Source organism: Clostridium sulfidigenes (assembly GCF_000732635.1).
Classification (GTDB): domain Bacteria; phylum Bacillota; class Clostridia; order Clostridiales; family Clostridiaceae; genus Clostridium_J; species Clostridium_J sulfidigenes.
The window spans coordinates 34,293-51,205 of record NZ_JPMD01000004.1; the positions used below are offsets into that span (position 1 = coordinate 34,293).

General features: G+C 29.5%; 16 protein-coding genes. 15 read left to right on the top strand and 1 reads right to left on the bottom strand.

The genetic code is table 11. The features are described from left to right. Nucleotides 1-47: 47 nt before the first annotated feature. The 13 genes from potA to IO99_RS03210 all read left to right on the top strand — a co-directional run bounded on the left by potA (nt 48) and on the right by IO99_RS03210 (nt 14,685). Complete coding sequence (potA, locus tag IO99_RS03150) at nt 48-1,097, top strand: spermidine/putrescine ABC transporter ATP-binding protein (RefSeq protein WP_035130170.1); 1,050 nt, start codon at nt 48-50, stop codon at nt 1,095-1,097. Nucleotide 1,098: 1 nt separating this feature from the next. Beyond that, nucleotides 1,099-1,935 carry an ABC transporter permease gene (locus IO99_RS03155; RefSeq protein ID WP_035130173.1) on the top strand — a complete coding sequence of 279 codons (837 nt, stop codon included), beginning with the start codon at nt 1,099-1,101 and terminating at the stop codon, nt 1,933-1,935. After that, nucleotides 1,929-2,711 carry an ABC transporter permease gene (locus IO99_RS03160; RefSeq protein WP_035130175.1) on the top strand — a complete coding sequence of 261 codons (783 nt, stop codon included), beginning with the start codon at nt 1,929-1,931 and terminating at the stop codon, nt 2,709-2,711. Before IO99_RS03155 ends, IO99_RS03160 begins: the two co-directional genes overlap by 7 nt. A 50-nt stretch (nt 2,712-2,761) precedes the next feature. Next, nucleotides 2,762-3,766 carry an ABC transporter substrate-binding protein gene (locus IO99_RS03165; RefSeq protein ID WP_051823891.1) on the top strand — a complete coding sequence of 335 codons (1,005 nt, stop codon included), beginning with the start codon at nt 2,762-2,764 and terminating at the stop codon, nt 3,764-3,766. Between the two features lie 239 nt (nt 3,767-4,005). Next, a complete protein-coding gene (locus IO99_RS03170) occupies nt 4,006-5,436 on the top strand; it encodes a potassium/proton antiporter (protein ID WP_035130179.1) in 1,431 nt (476 codons plus the stop codon). Between the two features lie 180 nt (nt 5,437-5,616). Beyond that, a complete protein-coding gene (gcvT, locus tag IO99_RS03175) occupies nt 5,617-6,723 on the top strand; it encodes a glycine cleavage system aminomethyltransferase GcvT (RefSeq protein ID WP_035130181.1) in 1,107 nt (368 codons plus the stop codon). Nucleotides 6,724-6,735: 12 nt separating this feature from the next. After that, nucleotides 6,736-7,131: a glycine cleavage system protein GcvH gene (gene gcvH, locus IO99_RS03180; RefSeq protein WP_035130183.1), complete on the top strand. Its 396-nt coding sequence runs from the start codon at nt 6,736-6,738 to the stop codon at nt 7,129-7,131. A gap of 1 nt (nt 7,132) precedes the next feature. After that, the gene (gene gcvPA, locus IO99_RS03185) at nt 7,133-8,473 is read left to right on the top strand and encodes an aminomethyl-transferring glycine dehydrogenase subunit GcvPA (RefSeq protein WP_035130185.1); all 1,341 of its coding nucleotides are present in this window, start codon (nt 7,133-7,135) and stop codon (nt 8,471-8,473) included. Then, nucleotides 8,473-9,927, top strand: a complete 1,455-nt coding sequence (gene gcvPB / locus IO99_RS03190) for an aminomethyl-transferring glycine dehydrogenase subunit GcvPB (protein WP_035130187.1) — start codon at nt 8,473-8,475, stop codon at nt 9,925-9,927. The genes gcvPA and gcvPB overlap by 1 nt, the downstream gene beginning before the upstream one ends. A gap of 143 nt (nt 9,928-10,070) precedes the next feature. Further along, nucleotides 10,071-11,453 carry a dihydrolipoyl dehydrogenase gene (gene lpdA / locus IO99_RS03195; protein WP_035130189.1) on the top strand — a complete coding sequence of 461 codons (1,383 nt, stop codon included), beginning with the start codon at nt 10,071-10,073 and terminating at the stop codon, nt 11,451-11,453. 49 nt (nt 11,454-11,502) lie between these two features. Further along, entirely contained in the window at nt 11,503-12,486 is a 984-nt protein-coding gene (gene lplA / locus IO99_RS03200) for a lipoate--protein ligase (protein WP_035130190.1), read from the top strand. A 254-nt stretch (nt 12,487-12,740) separates the two neighbouring features. Beyond that, nucleotides 12,741-13,532 (top strand): histidinol-phosphatase HisJ family protein, encoded by a 792-nt coding sequence (locus tag IO99_RS03205; protein ID WP_035130192.1) that lies wholly within the window; start codon nt 12,741-12,743, stop codon nt 13,530-13,532. 154 nt (nt 13,533-13,686) lie between these two features. Then, nucleotides 13,687-14,685, top strand: a complete 999-nt coding sequence (locus IO99_RS03210) for a DUF4003 family protein (protein WP_035130194.1) — start codon at nt 13,687-13,689, stop codon at nt 14,683-14,685. Nucleotides 14,686-14,894: 209 nt separating this feature from the next. On the opposite strand, the gene IO99_RS03215 is transcribed toward IO99_RS03210, so the two are convergent. Beyond that, on the bottom strand, nt 14,895-15,584 hold the full coding sequence (locus tag IO99_RS03215; RefSeq protein WP_035130196.1) for a YjjG family noncanonical pyrimidine nucleotidase: 690 nt from the start codon (nt 15,582-15,584) through the stop codon (nt 14,895-14,897). A gap of 289 nt (nt 15,585-15,873) precedes the next feature. Here IO99_RS03215 and IO99_RS03220 point away from each other — a divergent pair, with 289 nt between their 5' ends. Beyond that, nucleotides 15,874-16,251, top strand: a complete 378-nt coding sequence (locus IO99_RS03220) for a PH domain-containing protein (RefSeq protein ID WP_035130198.1) — start codon at nt 15,874-15,876, stop codon at nt 16,249-16,251. 185 nt (nt 16,252-16,436) lie between these two features. Continuing rightward, entirely contained in the window at nt 16,437-16,895 is a 459-nt protein-coding gene (locus IO99_RS03225) for a GNAT family N-acetyltransferase (RefSeq protein WP_035130200.1), read from the top strand. Nucleotides 16,896-16,913 lie beyond the last annotated feature (18 nt).

A 16,913-nucleotide genomic window follows, 5' to 3' on the forward strand; every position in this document is an offset into this window, starting at 1 on the left:
AGGTGACACAAAAGTATAATTAGCATTATGTTATAAAAGAGGTGTTTATGTTGGGTGATAATATAATTGAAATTAAAGGTATATCTAAAACCTTTGAAGACAACAAAGTTTTAGACAATATAACTTTAGGGATAAAAAAGAATGAGTTTATAACATTACTTGGTCCAAGTGGCTGTGGTAAAACTACTACATTAAAAATCTTAGCAGGTTTTGAAACTTGCGATGAAGGTGAAGTTATATTTGAAGATAAGAAAATCAATGACTTACCTCCATATGAAAGACAGATTAATACAGTGTTTCAAAAATATGCACTATTTCCTCACATGAATGTATATGAAAACATAGCTTTTGGATTAAAAATAAAAAAACTTTCTAAAAGCGAAATTGATAAAAAAGTAAATGAAGTTTTGAAATTAGTAGATCTTAAGGGCTTTGAAAAAAGAAAAATTGAATCTCTAAGCGGTGGTCAGCAACAAAGAGTAGCTATAGCAAGAGCTATTGTTAATGAGCCAAAGGTATTACTTCTTGATGAGCCTTTAGGTGCTCTTGACTTAAAGCTTAGAAAAGAAATGCAAATAGAGCTTAAAAGAATACAAAAGCAATTGGGAATTACTTTTGTATTTGTAACCCACGATCAAGAAGAAGCACTAACTATGTCTGATACTGTGGTAGTAATGAACAAGGGAGTGATTCAACAAATGGGTACTCCGGAAGATATATATAATGAACCTGAGAATAAGTTTGTAGCTAGGTTTATAGGAGAAAGCAATATTACGGACGGAATAATGTTAGAAGACTTTAAGGTTAAATTCTGTGGACGTATATTTGAATGTGTTGATAAAGGCTTTGATAAAGATGAAGATATAGATGTGGTAATAAGACCAGAGGATATAAAAATAGTAAATAAAGAAGAAGGAAACTTAAAAGGGATAGTAAAATCTTCTGTATTTAAAGGAGTTCACTATGAATTAGAAGTAGAGGAAGAGAGTATGAACTTTATTCTTCATAATACTAAAAACTTTTCTATAGGTACAGAAATCGGAATGGATATTTATCCAGAAGACATTCACATAATGAAAAAGTCAGGAGAAGCGTAGAATGAAAAAGAAATCATATTTAGCTTATCCTTATGTATTGTGGAGCTCCTTGTTTATAATAGTACCTCTTCTTCTAATAGTATTTTTTAGCTTTACAGAAAAAGTGAGCGGAAGCTACCAATTCTCTATAAATAATTTTAAAAGATTAATGGATCCTTTATATATAAAGGTATTTACTAGATCTATTAGCTTAGCATTACAATCAACAATTTTATGTTTAGTAATGGGATATCCCATTGCGTATATGATATCAAGAAAACCAGAGAATAAACGTGGAATGCTTATAATGTTATTTATTCTTCCAATGTGGATGAATTTCTTGCTTAGAACCTATGCATGGCTTGCAATTCTAGGAAAGAATGGTTTGCTTAATAACTTACTTAATATCATTGGGTTAAACTCAGTAGATATACTATATACAAATGGTGCAGTACTTCTTGGAATGGTGTATAACTTTCTTCCATTTATGGTACTACCAATATATACATCTCTATTAAAGATGGATCAAGATTTAGTTAATGCTGCTTATGATTTGGGAGCTGGAAAAATTACAGCTTTTATGAAGATAATTTTTCCTTTAAGTATACCAGGAGTTATCTCAGGAATAACTATGGTATTTATGCCAGCGGTATCTACCTTTGTAATCTCGCAACTTTTAGGTGGTGGAAAGCACATGCTCATAGGAAATTTAATTGAGCAGCAGTTTACTTCTGTTGGAGATTGGAACTTTGGTTCTGCAATATCTATCCTTATGATGATATTAATTTTATTAGCTATGGGATTAACCTCTAAGTTTTCAGATGATGATGAAAAAGGAGGAGGTAGAGTATTATGGTAAAAGCAAAAAAAATATTTTCAAATATATATTTGATTTTAATATTTATATTTTTATATGCTCCTATTTTTGCCCTAGCACTATTTTCTTTTAATGATTCAAAATCTATGGCTAGATGGCAAGGGTTTACTTTTAAGTGGTATCAGCAATTGTTTAATAATGATAGAATAATTTCAGCTCTAATAACCACTGTAGTAGTAGCAATATTGGCATCTGCAATAGCTACAGTCATAGGAACAATAAGCGCTATAGGGATAGACAGAATGAGAGGGCCTAAAAAGGCAATGCTTCTCAATATAAACTATCTACCTGTATTAAATCCTGATATAGTAACAGCAATAGGTCTTATGATACTTTTTATATTTTTTAATATGAAGTTAGGGTTTTTAACTATGTTACTAGCACACATAACTTTTAATATACCATATGTAGTTTTATCTGTATTGCCAAAGTTAAAACAGCTTCCAGACAATGTAGAAGAAGCTGCTATGGATTTAGGTGCAAAACCTATTTATACCCTTAGAAAGGTAATACTTCCACAGATAAAACCAGGTATAATTTCAGGCTTTTTAATTGCCTTTACTATGTCTATAGATGACTTTATTATAAGTTTTTTTAACACTGGAAATGGAGTGACTAACTTATCAATTGAGGTTTATTCTATGGCAAAGAGAGGTATTAAACCAGAGATTAATGCACTGACTACATTAATGTTTATAACAGTATTAATACTATTATTATTATCTAACAGAAAGCAAGCAATGGTAGGGAAGGAGTAATAAGATGAAAAGATTAAAAAAAAATTATAGCTCTAGTATGTACAGGGGTAATGGTGACAGCTATGCTTACAGGTTGTGGAACAAAATCCTCTGGTGATGTTTTAAATATTTATAACGTTGGAGATTATATAGATGAATCTCTAATAGAAAAATTTGAAGAAGAAACTGGTATAAAGGTAGTATATGAAACCTACGATACCAATGAAATCATGTATCAAAAGATAAAGAGTGGTGGATCAAAATATGATTTAATAGTTCCATCAGACTATATGATTGAAAAGATGAAGGATGAGAAATTAATCCAGAAGATAGATTATTCTAATATTCCTAACTATAAAAATATAGATGAAAGCTTTAAAAAGCCTAGCTATGATGAAAATGATGAATATAGTGTACCTTATTTCTGGGGAACTTTTGGTATTCTTTATAACAAAAATATGGTAAGTGATCCTGTAGATAGTTGGGACATTTTATGGAATGAGAAATACTCTGGAGAAATCCTAATGCTGGATTCAGTTAGAGATACTATGGCTATTGCCTTAATGAAGCTAGGATATTCTCAAAATAGCATAAATGAAAAAGAACTAGATAAAGCTAAGGCTGAATTAATAGCTCAAAGGCCTTTAGTTCGTGCTTATGTTAATGATGAAGGTAAAGATAGACTTTTAGGAGAAGAAGCTGCTATGGGAATAGTTTATTCTGGAGATGCAGTAACTCTTATGGATCAAAATGAAAATCTAGCCTATGGAATCCCTAAAACAGGTACAAATAAGTGGGTAGACGCGCTATGCATACCAACAGATGCAGAAAATAAAGATTATGCAGAGAAATTTATAAACTTTATGTTAGAGCCGGAAAATGCTGTCCAAAACATAGATTATATAGGATATTCTACACCAAATAAAGCAGCTCTTGAAATGCTTTCACAAGATGTTAAATCTAACCCAGTAGCTTATCCAGATAAGACTCTTCTTGATAAATGTGAATCATTCATAGACCTTGGTGACAACATTAAGCTTTATGATGAAAGATGGATTGAAATAAAATCTAAATAGTATAAAAATAGTAGCTAACCTATTTATGGTGAGCTACTATTTTTTATATCATAATGAAAATTCATTAAAGTTTTTGTTAAATTTAATAGACTTTACACAAATATAATTTGATTAGGGAGGAATTTTTATGTATCGAGTACAATTTTATTGTATAATATATATAAAGGCAACTAAAATTGGTAAAAAGTTTAGTTATAATAATTTTATTTAAAATAAACAATATAAATTAAGGAGGTAATATGCTTGAGTTAATGATTATATGTGGATTAGTATTACTAATTTGCATAACATCCAGTAAAGTATTATATAAGTTTGGTGTACCAATGCTGCTTATATTCATCATTTTAGGAATGTTATTTGGCTCAGATGGTGTAGTAGGAATATATTTTGATAATTATGAGCTTACAAGAGAATTATGTTCCTTTGGGTTGGTATTTATAATGTTCTATGGTGGGTTTGGTACCAATTGGAAAGAAGCTAAACCTGTTGCAAGAGAATCCATTTTAATGTCTACATTTGGAGTAATAATCACATCAGGATTGACAGGATTATTCTGTTATTTTGTCCTTAAAACAAGTCTTTTAGAAGGGTTGCTAATAGGCTCCATAGTTGGGTCTACAGATGCAGCATCAGTATTTTCTATATTACGTTCACAGAAATTAAACTTAAAAGGAGAAATTGCTTCTATACTAGAGGTTGAAAGTGGAAGTAATGACCCTATTGCATATATGCTAACATTAATAGTTTTAACATTAATGAATAATGGGGGGATCAGCTCAATAGTACCTATAGTAATTGGACAAATTATTTTTGGTATATTAATTGGGGTGATATTATCTAAGCTAACGGTCTATATAATGAGAAATGCAAATTTTGAAGTAGATGGATTTTATACAATATTCATAACGGCAATTGCTATTTTATCTTATGCATTAAGTGAATGGGTAGGCGGTAATGGATATTTAAGTGTTTATATAGCTGGTATTGTCATTGGAAATAGCAAAATTCCACACAAGAGAAGCTTAGTTCATTTCTTTGATGGAGTATCGTGGATAATGCAAATTATGCTATTTTTTGTATTAGGTTTATTAGCATTCCCTTCTGAATTACCAAGTGTTATAGGGAGCTCTATTTTAATATCAATATTTATGATAATAATTGCACGTCCAATCGCAACCTTTGGTGTTTTAAGTTGGTTTAAGATACCATTTAAACAACAGTTGTTTGTTTCTTGGGTAGGTTTAAGAGGGGCAGCTTCAATTGTTTTTGCAATATATGCAATAACATCAGGGATACCATTAGAAAATGATATATTTCATATAATATTTTTTATAGCTTTATTATCAGTAGCTATTCAAGGAACATTAATCCCTAAAGTAGCTAGAAAGTTAGATTTAGTAGATGATACAAAAACAGTATTAAAAACATTTACCGACTATCAAGAAGATAGGTCTACAACATTAATAGAGTATAATGTTGATTCTAAGAGTAGTTGGAAAGAAAAGACTATAATGGAAGCGGATATTCCAGAGGAGATACTTATTGTAATGATAAAAAGAGATAGTGAAATAATAGTTCCAAAAGGCTCTACACTAATTAAGCAAGGTGATATATTAGTTTTAAGTGGAAATAATATAGAATATTTATTAGAAAGAAATGCTGGAGCGTAAATTTTGTCCAAAGTGGCTATAGAACTTATAGTCACTTTGGTTTTGATATTTATATGAGGGTTAATATAGTTATGAATTATTTTATTCTTAGATATTGTATTTTGAGTAAAATATTGCATATAAATAAATTAGCGCTATAATAGACTTATATACATTATTTTAATTTAAGGAGGGAGTTAATTGGACAATTTAAAAGTTACTCCTTTAAGAGGAGAATATGAGAAGAATGGTGGGAAAATTGTAGAGTTTGCTGGATATGAATTACCTACTCAATTTAAGGGGATTCTACATGAACATGAAACCGTAAGAGAAAGAGCAGGTTTGTTTGATGTTTCTCATATGGGTGAAGTACTAGTAAAGGGAAAGGATGCTGAAAAATTTGTTAACTATCTTTTAACAAATGATGTGAAAACACTAAAAAATGGAGATGTTATATACAGTTTCATGTGTTATCCAAATGGTGGTGTTGTAGATGACTTACTAGCTTATAAATTTTCAGAAGATTATTATTATTTAGTTGTAAATGCAAGCAATAAAGAAAAAGACTTTAAATGGATGTTAGATAACAAAGGTAATTTTGAGATAACCATTGAAGATATTTCTGATAGTGTAGCTCAATTAGCACTTCAAGGGCCAAAAGCTCAAGAAGTATTACAAAAATTAACACAACTTAATTTATCAGAGATAGGATTTTTCCAGTTTAAAGATGATATAGACATATGTAATAAAAAAGTTTTAATTTCAAGAACAGGATACACTGGTGAAGATGGCTTTGAAATATATGCAAAACCTGAGGATGTAGTAGTCTTATGGAGAGAAATACTTAAAGCTGGAGAAAATGAAGGTGTTGAACCTATTGGACTTGGCGCTAGAGATACACTAAGATTTGAAGCTACACTTCCATTGTATGGAAATGAAATGGATGAAACTATAACTCCATTAGAAATGGGTTTTGGATTTTTTGTGAAACTTAATAAAGAAAATTTTATTGGTAAAAATGTTTTAATAAAACAAAAGGAAAATGGAGTAACCAGAAAATTAGTAGGATATGAATTGATAGATAGAGGTATAGGAAGACATGGTTATATAGTAATTAAGGATAATGAAGAAATAGGACATGTAACCACTGGATATATGTCTCCTACCTTAAACAAAACAATAGGATTTGCGTTAATTGATGCTAAGTACGCAGCATTAGGTACAGAAATTTTTATAAAAGTTAGAAATAAAGAATTAAAGGCAATGGTTGTCAATAAAAAGTTTTATAGTAAAAAAACTCAAAAATAAGGGGGATTAATCATGTTAGTATTGGAAAATTTATTATATACAAAGAATCATGAATGGATAAGAGTAGAGGAAGATAAAGCTTATATAGGAGTTACAGATTGTGCACAAAAATTATTAGGGGATATAGTTTTTGTAGATTTACCATCAGAAGATGATGAGTTTTCTAAGGGAGAAGCTTTTTCAACAATTGAATCTGTTAAAGCTGCTGAAGATATTTTCATGCCTGCAAGTGGTAATGTACTACAAGTTAATGAAGAGTTAACTGATAATCCTATTCTAGTAAATGAAAATGCATATGATGCTTGGATGATTTGTGTAGAGTTATCAAATAAAGATGATTTAAAAGATTTATTAAAAGCTGAAGAGTATGAAGAATTATGTAAAGACCTATGTAAAGAAGGTGAATAATATGTTTCCTTATATTCCTATTACAGAAAGAGAAAAAAATCAAATGCTTGATTTTATTTCTGTAAAATCAATAGAGGATTTATTTAAAGATATTCCGGATAATTTAAAATTAAATAGAGAATTAAACATTGATAAAGGTTTATCTGAGTTAGAAGTTGAGAAAATAATGACTAACTTAGCTAATAAAAATAAATCTATAGAAGATTTTATTTGTTTTTTAGGTGCAGGCATGTATGATCATTATGTTCCTTCTATATGTAAACATTTAACTGGAAGAACAGAATTTTATACAGCTTATACTCCATATCAACCTGAAATTAGCCAAGGAACTTTACAAGCAGTTTTTGAGTATCAAACTATGATTTGTAACTTAACAGGTATGGAAGTTTCAAACTCATCTATGTATGATGGGGCTACAGCAGCAGTAGAAGCTTCTGTAATGGCTATAGAAAATACAAAGAGAAATACCATAATAGTTTCTAAAACAGTACATCCGGACACAAGACAAGTTTTAAAAACTTATTTAAAATATAAAGGGTACGATTTATTAGAAGTTGATGAAAGTAATGGAGTTACAGATATTGAGAAGGTAAAATCATTATTAAATAAAGATGTAGCAGGAGTTATTATACAAAGTCCAAACTTCTTTGGAATTATAGAAGAGGTAGAGGAATTAGAGAAAGATGTCCATTTAAATAAATCTTTACTTATTATGAGTGTGGATCCATTATCTTTAGGTGTTTTAAAAAGCCCTGGTGAACTAGGGGCAGATATAGCTATAGGGGATGGTCAAAGTCTTGGTGCTAATATTAACTTTGGAGGACCTGGTCTAGGATTTCTAAATACTACTAAAAAGCTTATGAGAAAAATGCCAGGTAGAATTGTTGGAGAAACTGACGACAGTCATGGTAACAAAGGATATGTATTAACACTTCAAGCAAGAGAACAACATATAAGAAGAGAAAAAGCTACCTCTAATATATGTTCTGATCAAACATTAATGGCAATAGGTGCTGCTGTATATATGGCTACCATAGGAAAAGAAGGTATAAAAGAAATAGGAGCTCAATGCATCAAAAAGTCTCACTATGCTTTTAATCAATTAATAGAGAGTGGTAAATATAAGCCATTATTCAATAAACCATTTTTTAAGGAGTTTGCAGTGAAATCTGATACTTGCTTATGTGAAATAAATAACAAATTACTAGATAATAATATTTTAGGCGGATATATTTTAGAAGAAGATTACCCTCAATATAAGAATTCTATGTTACTTTGTGTAACAGAAAAAAGATCGAAGGATGAAATAGACAAATTAGTTAAAGTGATGGAGGAGATATAATGAAAAGTTATAATAAAGTTATCTTTGAACTATCATGTGAGGGTAAAGTAGGTTATACGCTTCCACAAATAGATGTGGAGGATATAAATATAGAGTCTGTTATACCTAAAAATATGTTAAGAGAAGAGGAGGCATATCTTCCACAAGTAAGTGAAGTTGATGTAGTTAGACATTACACTGCTCTTTCTAATAAAAACTATTGTGTAGATAAGGGGTTCTATCCTCTAGGGTCTTGTACTATGAAATATAATCCTAAAATTAATGAAGATGTGGCTATGTTTTCTGGTTTTAGTAAAATTCATCCTAAAGAATCAGCAGAAAATGTACAAGGTGCATTAGAACTTATCCACGACCTTTCCTTAAAGTTATGTGAAATTACAGGTATGGATGATTTTACATTGCAACCCGCTGCTGGAGCTCATGGTGAATTCACAGGACTTTTATTAATAAAAGCATATCATGAAAGTAGAAATGATTTTAAACGTAAAAAAATAATAGTTCCTGACTCAGCTCATGGTACAAATCCTGCAAGTGCAAAAGTGGCAGGTTTTGAAATAGTTGAAATTAAATCTGATAAGGATGGATTGGTTTCAATAGAAGAACTAAAAAAAGTTTTAAATGATGAAATAGCGGGACTGATGCTTACAAATCCAAATACTTTAGGTTTGTTTGAGAAAAATATAGAGGATATAAGTAAGTTGGTTCATGAAGCAGGCGGACTTTTATACTATGATGGAGCAAACTTAAATGCTATTATGGGAAAAGCTCGTCCTGGTGATATGGGATTTGATGTGTGTCATTTAAATCTTCATAAAACATTTTCAACACCACATGGTGGTGGTGGTCCAGGAGCAGGTCCAGTAGGCGTATGTGGTAAACTTTCTAAGTTTCTTCCGGTTCCAATTATAAAAAAGGAAGAAGAGAAGTTTGTATTTGATTATGATAGACCTGATTCTATTGGAAAAGTAAGAAGTTTTTATGGGAACTTTGGAGTGTTAGTTAGAGCATATACCTATATACTAACTATGGGAAGAGAAGGACTGAAAGCTGCTTCAGAGAATGCTGTATTAAATGCAAATTATATAAAAGAAGCTTTGAAAGATTATTATAAGGTAGCTATAGATGAGGTATGTAAGCATGAAGTTATCTTTGCTGGTTTAAAAGATAACCCAAATCATATATCAACTTTAGATGTAGCTAAAAGATTGATTGACTATGGTGTACATCCACCAACAGTTTATTTTCCTCTAATAGTTGAAGATGCTCTTATGATAGAACCAACTGAAAGTGAAAGCTTAGAGTCCATCAATGAGTTTGTTGAAGTTATGAAGATAATAGCTATAGAAGCTAAGGAGAATCCAGAAGTTTTACATGAAGCTCCTCAAAATGCTTTAGTAAGAAGGTTAGATCAAGTTAAAGCAGCCAGAACACCAATTTTAAAGTGGAGTAAATAATTCTTTAGTAGTTAATGTTAAAATTCATAGGCATTAGTATAATAATGTCAAAGATTATGCTAATGCCTTAAAATTTTAATTAAAATAAGTTTGTATTTAAAGTTAACGTAACATTCATACAGAATATATTAAGGAGTGTAGTTATGAAAGATATAATTGTAATAGGTGGAGGACCCGGTGGTTATGTTGCTGCAATTAGGGCAGCACAATTAGGAGCAAAGGTGTGTCTTATAGAAAAAGAAAGTTTAGGTGGGACATGTCTAAATTATGGGTGTATTCCAACTAAAACCATATATAGAACTGCAGAACTTTTTAATAATCTAAGGCATATTGAAGACTTTGGTATTAAAGCATATAATCCTGAAATAGATGTAGATAAGATTCAAGAAAGAAAAGGAAACATCATAAAAACTTTAGTAACTGGAATAGAAGCCCTCTTAAAGGGAAATAATGTAGAACTTATAAGAGGTAAGGCTACATTAATTGATAAAAATACTGTAACAGTAGTATGCAACGAAGAAGAAATAACTATTAAAGGTAAAAATATAATTATAGCTACTGGATCTAAGACCGAAATTCCATCCATTGAAGGAGTATATGATAGTAAAAACATTATAACAAGCACTGAACTTTTAGATTTTAATCACATACCAAAATCCTTAGTAGTTATAGGTGGTGGAGTAATTGGAATGGAGTTTGCCAGTATCTTTAATGCTATGGGAAGTAAAGTTACAGTGATAGTTGCGAGAAATTCTATACTATATGATATAGATAGAGATATTTCAAAGAGATATTCAGCTATGGCAAAAAAGTCTGGAATAGATATTCTTACTTCAACTAAGGTTATGAGTTTTAGAGAGGCCGAAGAAATAGTTATACAATGTCAAGGTAAAAAAGGTGACTTTGAAGTAAGAGGAGAAAAAGTACTCCTTGCAAAAGGAAGAAAACCTAATTATGAAGGTATCGATATAGATAATTTAGGAATAGATACTCATAAAAAAGGTATAGTAGTTGATGAAAATTATGAAACTTCTTTAAATGGGGTATATGCTATTGGAGATGTTAATGGAATTTCACTACTTGCTCATGCAGCTTCCTATCAAGGAGTAGAAGTTGTGGAACATATATTATTAAATAAGCCTTGTCATAAAGCTGTAATTCCTTCGTGTATTTTCACTTTTCCTGAGATAGCAGTAGTTGGAATTACAGAAGAAGAAGCTAAAGAGAAAGGAATAAACTATAAAAAGAATAAGTTTTTGTTTGGTGCTAATGGAAAAGCATTAGCCTTAGGAGAAGGAGAAGGATTAGTAAAAGTTATAAGTGATGAAAATAATATAATTTTAGGCGTGCATATTCTTGGCCCACATGGGTCTGATTTAATATTAGAGGGAACTATAATGGTTGAAAAGAAAATGACTGTGTCAGATCTAAAAGAAGTAGTTCATAGTCATCCAACCTTAGGGGAGGCACTACATGAGGCTGTTTTAGGATTAAACAAAGAGGCTATACACAGTCTAAATAAGTAAATATTATTTTCAATATACATTATGTTTATCAAAATAAAAAGGAGAAAAGATGAGATACATTGATAATAATTGCACAGATCCTTATTTTAATTTAGCTCTAGAGGAATATTTATTAAGAGAAAAAAAGGGTGAATATTTTGTACTTTGGAGAGATGAACCTTGTATAGTGATTGGAAAAAATCAAAATACTCTATCAGAAATCAATGAGGAATATATAAAAAAGCATGATATAAAAGTTGTGAGAAGACAAAGTGGAGGCGGAGCTGTTTTTCATGATCTTGGGAATTTAAACTTTACATTTATAGTTGAGGATGATGGAAAAAAGTTTAATGATTTTGAGACATTTGTTATTCCAATCATCGGTGTATTAAATGAATTAGGTATAAAGGCAGAATTTTCAGGAAGAAATGATCTTTTAATAGATGGTAAGAAGTTTTCAGGAAATGCTCAATGTAAATATAAAAATAGAGTAATGCATCATGGAACTTTATTATTTTCTTCTGACATAGTTAATTTAAGTGATGCTCTAATTTCTAAACCCTTAAAGTTCTCAGATAAAGCAGTTAAATCTGTATCGAGTAGAATTACAAATATTAGTGAGCATCTACATGAATCCCTTGATGTTATGGACTTTAAAAATAAAATATTCGAGTATATCAGTAGAAAAGAAAAAGAGAAGGTTATAACTACTTTAGATAATGAGGAAATTGAAAAGGTTAAAAATTTAGTTAAAACTAAATATGAAACTTGGCAGTGGAATTTTGGACAGTCACCAAAATATAATTTTTATAATGAAAAAAAATTATCTGCTGGTACTATAGAGTTAAGTATTGATGTTGAAAAAGGTACAATAAAGAACATAAATATCTTTGGAGATTTCTTTGGAGAAGAAAATATTGAAGATATTGAAAGGGCTCTTATAGGTAAAGAGCATAACATTGAAGAAATTAAGGAAGTTATAGGCAATATTGATATAACCAATTACTTCGGAAATATAAGTAAGGAAGATTTTATAAGTTTATTTTTTGTATAATAGTATTAAGTCTATAGAAACATTCAGAAAATAAAGAGTAATGGATTGCAATAAAGTTTAAATAATGACTAAAAAGGATTATCTTGAAATAACTTTGAGATAATCCTTTATTTTTGCAATATGCAAAAGGAAAATTAGGAAGGATTTAAGAAATATTAGAGTTAGTATATAATTAAAGATAGGAAGTATACGGATTAATATGCTACTACAGGTTTATGAATAATAAGAACTAAAGTTAAAGGTGGAGAAAATAAATGATATATGATTTTCATACTCATTCTAATAATTCCTTTGATTCTAAAGAAAAGTTAGAGGATATGTGCATTTCTGCTATAGAAAAAGGAATTACCCATATAGGATTTACAGAGCATTTTTGTTTAAATAGTATAAGAAAAACATATGGATATATGAATTTTGATAGGTTTAGTAGAGATACACTAGAAGCTAAAACTAAGTTCTCTAAACAATTAAATATATATAAAGGTATAGAAATTTGTGAGCCACATCTTATGAATGATGATTATAAGGATGCACTTGAGAGCTTGAATATAGATATGATTTTGGGATCTGTACATAATATAAGAAATATGGGGCTTAGGGATTTGATTAAGACTTATGATTACAAGAAAGCCTATGAACTTTATTTTCAAGAAGTTTATGATATGGTTAAAAATGCAGACTTTGATATAGCTGCTCATATAGATTTATTGAATCGATATGCTTATAAAACTATAGGAACATATGACTTTAAAGATAATATAGAGATGATAGAAGAGATCTTTAAACTTATAATAAAAAGAGAAAAGGGAATAGAAATAAATACTTCTGTCTTTAGAGGCAGAGAAGACAATATGGAGAATTCTTTAAAGCTTATAAAGCTATATAAATCCTTAGGTGGTGAAATAATAACTGTTGGTTCGGATGCTCACAAGGCTGAGGATGTGGGACAATACTGTAAAGAGTCACTAAAGATAATAAGTGAACTTGGATTTAAGTATATATTTACCTTTGAAGAAAGACATGCTATAGGAAATAGGATAGTGTAAGAAGATTAATTGTTATGATTTAGCTTAAGAGAAGAATTAAAAGAAAGAGTAGTACTGTGGAATGGATGACTTCTATTATGAAACTGTAGTTATATGGGTAATGTTAAAATAATAAATAAAAATTATATATATGATACTAATGGGGGACGAATAAATGAATACAATAATTCAAAGTAAGATAGATACATTTGCAGATTATACAATTCAATTAAGCAAAGCTATTAAGTGGGACTATAAGTTGTCTCATATGTTATGCTCAATGTTATATACAAATGAAGAAAGAATGTTAGATCCAAATCGTATAAGAGAAATGAAAGATTACATTAAAAGGAGTACATCAATATTTTCTAGTTTTAAAGGACAAACAATTCTCATTACAGCCACAATGCTTTCTTTAGATGAAAATCCGGAAAGGTTATTCGAAAATACAAAAATAGTATATACTAAAATGAAACAACAGGGATTTTATAGTTCAGAGTATCTTACCATTGCTGCAATTCAAGTTGCAAAGATGAAAAATTGCTCAGAAGCAGAATATGATAAGGTTATTAGTCGTATGAAACAGATTTATGATGGGTTAAAAAAAGTACATCCATTTTTAACAGGTAATGATGATTATATCTATATTGCAATGTTAGCAATGACCAATATTGAGGTGAATTTAGCTATTGAGCGTATAGTATCTATAGAAAAAAGATTAAAGCAAACTCTTGGTGGTGGAAATGATATGCAAGCCTTAGCATTAGTATTGCTTCTTAACGATAATAATGACGATGAGTTATGTAGAAAAGTAATAGAACTTAATAATTATTTGAAAGAGAAAAATTATAAACTACGTCATAATGGTATGATGTCTACGCTTGGAGTACTTGCCATGACAGCTAATAATATGCAACTTATAGCAGAGGAATTAGTAGAAGGTGCAGAATACTTAAAAGAGAAAAAAGGCTTTGGAATATTTTCTATTAGTAAAGTACAGCGTGCTATGTTTTCTGCAAATTTTGTAGCACTTCATTATATTGGTGATATAAAGAATGATATAGCAGAGGGAACTGTATCAACTAATATTACAAATATCATTATTGCTCAGCAAATGGCTGTTATTGCAGCAACTATAGCTGCTACTACAGCAGCTACATCTTCATCCCAATAAGAAATATTAAAGAATTAGGATATGATGCGTATCTGAAAATAAGAGTCTGTTAAAATTATTAGTTGGTTAGTTTTAATATAAAAAAAATAAGTATTTTACTTAGAGCTACAAAATATAAGAGGCTTTTGCAAAGCACATTGATAATATTATATAGAGTATTTAAGATGCGCTTTAATATTATCGTTAGCGAAAGCCCCTTTGATTTATATTTATTTTTCAAGGATATTTTTAAGATCCATTAGATTGGTAATTTTGTAGGTTGGTTTAATTGAGGTGTTATTTATAATGTTATTGGGATTAAACCAGCATGTATCTATACCTGAATTGAGTCCACCTTGTATATCCGAAGTTAAGCTATCCCCAACTATTAGAACCTTACTTTTATCACTATAATTTATACTATTTAGAGCATATTCAAATATTTTAGGATCAGGTTTAGATATGTTAATTTCTTCAGATACCACTACATTTTCAAAGTATTTTCCTATTATAGATTTTCTTATCCTATTATCTTGAACATCTTTAAGGCCATTAGTCACGATAAGGAGCTTGTACTTTTTATAAAGATTCTCTATAAGAGCTAAGCTATCATTATATAAAAATGATGCATAGGATAGATGCTTTATATATGCCTTAGCAAATTTTTCTTCATCAAAATTAAAGTTTAGACTTTTTATAAGTCTCTTAAATCTCTCAATATTTAAATTACTTTGGATAATAAGTCCATTCTCAAATTCCTTCCATACTACTGAGTTTATATCCTTGTATACTTTTAAATGATAATTTTCATCATAGTCTATATTGAACTCCATCATGGTATTTTTAAGAGCTTCTCTTTCAGATTTTTCAAAATCAAATAAGGTTTCATCTGCGTCAAAAATTATAACTTCGTATTTCATAATAAACCTCCAATAAAGATAATCTATATAATTATAACTTAGAATTCCTTTATGACCAAGGTAATAAAGAAAATAATTTATTTTAAAAGTTTAAAATATAAGTTATTGAAGCAAACAAAATAAATGGTAGATTAGAGAATGGAATAATGATGGTAATTTTTAAGATAGAATATGATAAATAAAGTTTTATAGTGAAATAGATATTGAATAATACTTTTATATTTGCATAGAAATAATATATAATTAAGCTAAATATATAAAGAAATATAGTGTAAGGAAGTGGATGAGTATGGGATTATTTAGTAGTGTAATAGGAAATGCATCAGAAGTAGATATTAGTAAAATTAGAGAAGAGTATATGAAGCTATTAGGTTCTAATGAACAAATAGAGAAAGCGTATAAACTAATAAGAGATATGATTATATTTACTAATAAAAGATTGATTATAATAGACAAGCAAGGAATGACTGGGAAAAAGATAGAATATCATTCAATACCATATAGAGCAATTACTAATTTTAAAGTTGAGACATCAGGACATTTTGATTTAGATGCAGAGCTAAAAATATATGTCTCAGGAATGAGCATGCCAATAGAAAAGACTTTTAGTAGTAGCTGTAATATATATGAAGTACAATCAATACTAGCAGAGTATTGTAGTAAGTAATAGGTATAGTACATTATAATAAATTATACATGAACAAAATAGTATACGATTCAAAAAAGCATTAATTTTATGTAGATTAGTGCTTTTTTATTTTAGGATTATCATGAACTAGAGTAAAAGATGGAATATTACAATAGACAATTTATTTTTACGTGATATTATTAATTTAAGGGTATATCTAAATTATGGAATTTAAATTTAAAAAACCAACAGAAGTAGATGCAAAGCATATAGCAACCTGGAAATATGAAGGAAAGTATTCTTTTTATAATAATGATAAAACTGAAGCTAAGCAACAATGGGCATTAAACATTCATAAAGAAGAAAATACATTTGCCATATATAATGAAAAGGATGAATTAATAGGAAATTGCAGTTTCGATTTTGATGATGGTGAATTTATATTGGAACTACAGATGAAGCCAGATTTAACTGGAGGAGGAACAGGAACGGAGTTTGTTAGAGCCATACTAAACTTTGGTAAGAATACCTACAATTTTAATGAAATAAGTCTTTTGGTTGCTAAGTTTAATGAAAGAGCTATAAAAATTTATAAGAAGTTAGGATTTGAAAAGACTGAAGAGTTTATATGGAAGGTAAACGGAGAAGAAAAAGAATTTATAGCCATGGTGAAAAATTATTAGCTGAGGAGGGGATAATAT

Bases quoted from the DNA above. Each gene is read 5' to 3' on its own strand.
- potA (WP_035130170.1), top strand. From the start codon at position 48: ATGTTGGGTGATAATATAATTGAAATTAAAGGTATATCTAAAACCTTT.
- IO99_RS03155 (WP_035130173.1), top strand. From the start codon at position 1,099: ATGAAAAAGAAATCATATTTAGCTTATCCTTATGTATTGTGGAGCTCC.
- IO99_RS03160 (WP_035130175.1), top strand. From the start codon at position 1,929: ATGGTAAAAGCAAAAAAAATATTTTCAAATATATATTTGATTTTAATA.
- IO99_RS03165 (WP_051823891.1), top strand. From the start codon at position 2,762: ATGGTGACAGCTATGCTTACAGGTTGTGGAACAAAATCCTCTGGTGAT.
- IO99_RS03170 (WP_035130179.1), top strand. From the start codon at position 4,006: ATGCTTGAGTTAATGATTATATGTGGATTAGTATTACTAATTTGCATA.
- gcvH (WP_035130183.1), top strand. From the start codon at position 6,736: ATGTTAGTATTGGAAAATTTATTATATACAAAGAATCATGAATGGATA.
- gcvPA (WP_035130185.1), top strand. From the start codon at position 7,133: ATGTTTCCTTATATTCCTATTACAGAAAGAGAAAAAAATCAAATGCTT.
- gcvPB (WP_035130187.1), top strand. From the start codon at position 8,473: ATGAAAAGTTATAATAAAGTTATCTTTGAACTATCATGTGAGGGTAAA.
- lpdA (WP_035130189.1), top strand. From the start codon at position 10,071: ATGAAAGATATAATTGTAATAGGTGGAGGACCCGGTGGTTATGTTGCT.
- lplA (WP_035130190.1), top strand. From the start codon at position 11,503: ATGAGATACATTGATAATAATTGCACAGATCCTTATTTTAATTTAGCT.
- IO99_RS03205 (WP_035130192.1), top strand. From the start codon at position 12,741: ATGATATATGATTTTCATACTCATTCTAATAATTCCTTTGATTCTAAA.
- IO99_RS03210 (WP_035130194.1), top strand. From the start codon at position 13,687: ATGAATACAATAATTCAAAGTAAGATAGATACATTTGCAGATTATACA.
- IO99_RS03215 (WP_035130196.1), bottom strand. From the start codon at position 15,584: ATGAAATACGAAGTTATAATTTTTGACGCAGATGAAACCTTATTTGAT.
- IO99_RS03220 (WP_035130198.1), top strand. From the start codon at position 15,874: ATGGGATTATTTAGTAGTGTAATAGGAAATGCATCAGAAGTAGATATT.
- IO99_RS03225 (WP_035130200.1), top strand. From the start codon at position 16,437: ATGGAATTTAAATTTAAAAAACCAACAGAAGTAGATGCAAAGCATATA.